This is a genomic window from Tardiphaga sp. (genome assembly GCF_041424195.1).
In the GTDB taxonomy this organism is placed as follows: domain Bacteria; phylum Pseudomonadota; class Alphaproteobacteria; order Rhizobiales; family Xanthobacteraceae; genus Tardiphaga.
Window position 1 is genome coordinate 1 of record NZ_JBGMOE010000193.1, and the last position, 4,149, is coordinate 4,149.

Annotated in this window: 4 protein-coding genes and 1 pseudogene; 4 read left to right on the plus strand and 1 reads right to left on the minus strand. The window is 57.7% G+C overall.

Annotation, left to right across the window (positions count from 1 at the left end; translation table 11 throughout):
• Nucleotides 1-566: transposase (locus ACEK02_RS26400; RefSeq protein WP_371424460.1), on the plus strand; the 566-nt coding region annotated here is incomplete at its 5' end.
• 114 nt (nucleotides 567-680) lie between these two features.
• On the opposite strand, the gene ACEK02_RS26405 is transcribed toward ACEK02_RS26400, so the two are convergent.
• Entirely contained in the window at nucleotides 681-1,919 is a 1,239-nt protein-coding gene (locus tag ACEK02_RS26405) for an ABC transporter substrate-binding protein (protein WP_371424463.1), read from the minus strand.
• 388 nt (nucleotides 1,920-2,307) lie between these two features.
• Between ACEK02_RS26405 and ACEK02_RS26410 the strand changes: the two are divergent.
• The 3 genes and pseudogenes from ACEK02_RS26410 to ACEK02_RS26420 form a co-directional block, all read left to right on the plus strand.
• Nucleotides 2,308-2,987: pseudogene (locus ACEK02_RS26410) on the plus strand (lyase family protein); the annotation flags it as partial.
• 17 nt (nucleotides 2,988-3,004) lie between these two features.
• Complete coding sequence (gene pcaD, locus ACEK02_RS26415; RefSeq protein WP_371424461.1) at nucleotides 3,005-3,787, plus strand: 3-oxoadipate enol-lactonase; 783 nt, start codon at nucleotides 3,005-3,007, stop codon at nucleotides 3,785-3,787.
• Nucleotides 3,788-3,797: 10 nt separating this feature from the next.
• On the plus strand, nucleotides 3,798-4,149 hold a 352-nt coding region (locus tag ACEK02_RS26420; RefSeq protein ID WP_371424462.1), incomplete at its 3' end, for a carboxymuconolactone decarboxylase family protein.

Here is a 4,149-nt window from a genome sequence, read left to right on the forward strand (position 1 = left end):
TCTGGCAGACCGACTTCACCTACCTCAAGATCACCGGCTGGGGATGGTATTATCTCTCGACCGTGCTCGATGACTTCTCGCGCTACATTGTGGCCTGGAAGCTCTGCGCCACCATGTGTGCCTCCGACGTCACGGCGACGCTCGACCAGGCGCTCGCGGTATCGGGTCTTGACCACGCCACCGTCGTGCACCGGCCAAGGCTTCTCTCGGACAATGGTTCATCCTATGTCGCAAGCGACCTGGCCGATTGGCTCGAGGACAAAGGCATGGAGCATGTGCGCGGAGCCCCGTATCACCCGCAAACCCAGGGAAAGATCGAGCGCTGGCATCAAACCCTGAAGAACCGCATTCTGCTCGACAACTACTATCTGCCCGGTGATCTCGAACGGCAGATCGACGCCTTCGTCGAGCATTATAACCATGTTCGCTATCACGAGAGCATCGGCAACCTCACCCCGGCCGACGTCTACTTCGGCAGGGCCGAGACAATCCTCGCCGAGCGGCAACGTATCAAGCGTGCCACCATCGCAAACCGCCGCTTGCAGCATCAGCTGCAGGTCGCTTAAACTCTAACCCCTGATGAGCCAGAGCCTCCCTTCTCGAATTGCCTGATCAGTCTCAAATTATCTGACGACGGACAATCCAACAAGAAAGGCTTGTGAGCCGTCCCGCGGATGAACTCACTTCAGATCAGACACTGAAACCAATGATCCCAGAGGATCCCAACCGGCTCCGTCGAAGCGAACGACTTGTGCGGAGCGCCATGGCGTCCGCTGGTCGGGCGACGTGTTGATGGTGACGCCGGGAATGAAAAGCGGAAGCTGCAAGTCCTTAAGATTTGAAGCCTGCTTCATGATGTTCTCACGGGTTAGATCGTCCCCGCATTTTTCCAGAACGTGGATTATGAGTTGAGCAGTCGAGTATCCGAGGCCATTCATGGTGTCGGTGACCGATTCGTTAGGCGCCCACTCCTTCATGAAGGAAACAAAGTCCTGAACTCCCTTATCGTTCGCCCACACGGGATCGTCGACGCTTTTCAGCCAAATCGATGTCACGACTCCGGTCGATGCTTCGATGCCGGCTGGCTTCAATGTGGATGAAATCTGCGCTCCCGCGGTCAGCACGATGTGAAGGGGCTTCCAGCCGATCTCATGAGCTTTACGGATAGCCTGAGCTACAAATTTAGGAGTCGACGCATTGAAGAAGGTGTCGGCTCCGCTTGCCTTCAGAGAGACAATCGCAGAATCGACTGTCGGCTCCGTCAGCTCGTACGGAATTTCCTTCACGATCATCGTCGCAGCTTTTTCGCCCAACTGCTCTTTCAGTGCCGCGACGTATCCACGGCCGTAGTCATCATTCTGATAAAGAATGCCGAGCTTCGCATTCGGCTTGTTTTGAAGAAGGTAACGGCCGTAGATTCTGCCTTCTACCGCCTGAGACGCATAAAAAATCGTCGTCCACGGCAAGCTTTTCGCATCGTCGAGTTTCGGACTGCCGGATGATATGAAGAGTTGCGGCACCTTCTTGCCATTCAAGTAACGCGACGCCGCCATGCTCGTCGGCGTTCCCATTTGCCCGACAATGGCCAAGACTTCATCTCCCTCAACCAGCCGCCGGGTTTGCTCAACTGTCTTCGGCGGACTGAAAGCATCGTCGAGAGAGATCAAATTGATCTTGCGGCCGTTGATCCCACCGCGCGCATTGATCATCGCCATATAGCCAGCCATCGTGCGGCCATATGCGCCAAACGCGGACGCCGGTCCGCTATACGGCATCGTCTGGCCAAGCTTGATTTCCTTATCCGTGACTCCGGGTCCTATTGCGGCGCGGACAGACCAGGGGCCGTCTGCACAATAAGAGCTGCGACGATGCTTAGTGTGACCTTGCGCACTGTTTTCTCCGTAATTCGCTAGATGAATTTATAATTCATTTACATGGACAATCTTATTTGACAGCCGATGTGTCAAGCCGCATTGCACGCGCCCCCTCCGTGGGAGCGAGCGCGCGGATGCATAAAACCTGCTTTGAGGTTAGTGTCTTTAGCGTTCCAGAAACGGAATCGCGGAATCGTTTACGGTAATGACCAAGTTGGGTCACTTTCCGATGTCCGAGAATTACCCCCACTTCCGCAGCTATCTCCGTCCCGTTCTTGATGAGATTCTCACGCTTAGCTGAAGATACGAGATCTGGTTATCTTTCCATAATGCGGGGAAGGTCCAGGTCATCCCTTGATGATCACGGTTTTGAGTGGCATCAAGAGTGAACATGAGCACATCCCTTTCGCCCCTGCTGGCACCCATGCTGTCGAGCGCCCTGCCAGACGCGCCATGGCACACCCACCGCGACCGCATCGCGGAGATTGCGTCATCGTTCGCAATTCTCGCCTGCACCTGCGGCAAGATCGCGCGCGACATTTCGCTGCTGATGCAGACCGACGTCGCGGAAGCATTTGAGCCTGCCGGCGAAGGCCGAGGCGGCTCATCGACCCTGCCGCACAAGCGCAACCCGGTCGCTGCCGCCACCGCGCTCGCTGCAGCGGCCATGGCGCCCAATCTCGCGGCGACGATTTTCGCGGCGCAGGTGCAGGATCACGAGCGCAGCGCCGGACCGTGGCATGCCGAATGGCCGACGTTACCGATGTTGATGCTTATTACTTCCGGGGCGCTCGCTGCCATTACCGAGATTGCCGAAGGACTTGAGGTCGATACCGCGCGCATGCGCGCTAATCTTGATTCGACGCACGGGCTGAAGCCGTGTCGATGGCGCTGGCGGAAAAGGTGGGCAAGAGCGAAGCCCACCACATCGTCGAAGCCGCAAGCCGCAAGGCCATCGAGACCAGACAGCATCTTCGCGACATTCTGGGCAAGGACGCGCGCGTAACGGCCCATCTCAATGCCGGCAAACTCGATAGCCTGTTCGAGCCGATGTCCTATCAGGGGTCATCGCAGGCGCTGATCGACCGGCTGCTTGCATCGCAAGACACATAAAAACGAGGAAAAGTCCCATGCCCATGATCGACGCCGACGGATGTCTGCTCAACGTCTCGGTCGAAGGCCGCGACGGCGGACCGACCATCATGCTGTCGAATTCGCTCGGCGCAACGATGCAAATGTGGGAGCCGCAAATGGCGGCGCTGACAACGCTATACCGCGTGGTCCGTTACGACCGCCGCGGCCACGGTAAGTCCGGCGTTCCCGCTGGCCCCTATTCGATGGAACGCTTCGGCAAGGACGTACTGGCGATTCTCGACGATCTCAACATCGAGAAAGTGCACTGGTGCGGATTGTCGATGGGCGCCATGGTCGGGCAATGGCTCGGGGCCAACGCGCCGGATCGGGTCGAGAAACTGATCCTCGCCAACACGGCTTGCTATTATCCCGACCCGACCAACTGGCTGAATCGTATCAAGGCGGTCAATGAAGGCCGCATTGCATCCATCGCCGATACCGTGATCGCCGCGTGGCTCACGGCGGATTTCCGTGAGCGTGAACCGCAAATCGTAGCCCGCCTGAAAGCTATGCTGATCGCCACCCCGCAGCAGGGTTACATCGCCTGCTGCGAAGCCTTGAGCAAACTCGATCAGCGCGATTTCCTCCCGCGCATCAAGGCCCAAACCCTGGTGATCGCCGGACAGCACGACGCGGCAACGCCGGTGGAAGCAAGTGTCTTCATTCGCGGCCATATTCCGAATGCAAGCATGACCCTGCTCGATGCGGCGCATATCTCGAATATCGAGCAACCGCACAACTTCACCGAGGCCGTGGTCGGCTTCCTAACCCAACGCTGAGAACAATCCGATGGACGACGATCTACACCGCGACAAAGGCACCGCGCAACGGCGCAAGGTACTCGGCAATGCCTGGGTCGATAAATCCACCGCAGGCAAAACCGCATTCAATGCCGAATTTCTCGATCTCATCACCCGCTACGCATGGAGCGAAATCTGGACCCGGCCGCATTTCGACGAACGTACGCGCCGCGTGCTGGTGATCGGCACCATGCTGGCACTGGGGCAATGGGACGAATTTCGGATGCATGTGCGCGCGGCGCTTACTGAAGGCGGCTTCGCGCCTGACGATATCAAGGAAATCCTGTGTCAATCGGCGTTCAAATTTGACCCCGGATCGGCGTCCAATTTTGACCCCTTTG

What these genes read in the sequence shown, in the direction of transcription:
- pcaD (WP_371424461.1), top strand. Translation starts at nt 3,005, where the DNA reads ATGCCCATGATCGACGCCGACGGATGTCTGCTCAACGTCTCGGTCGAA.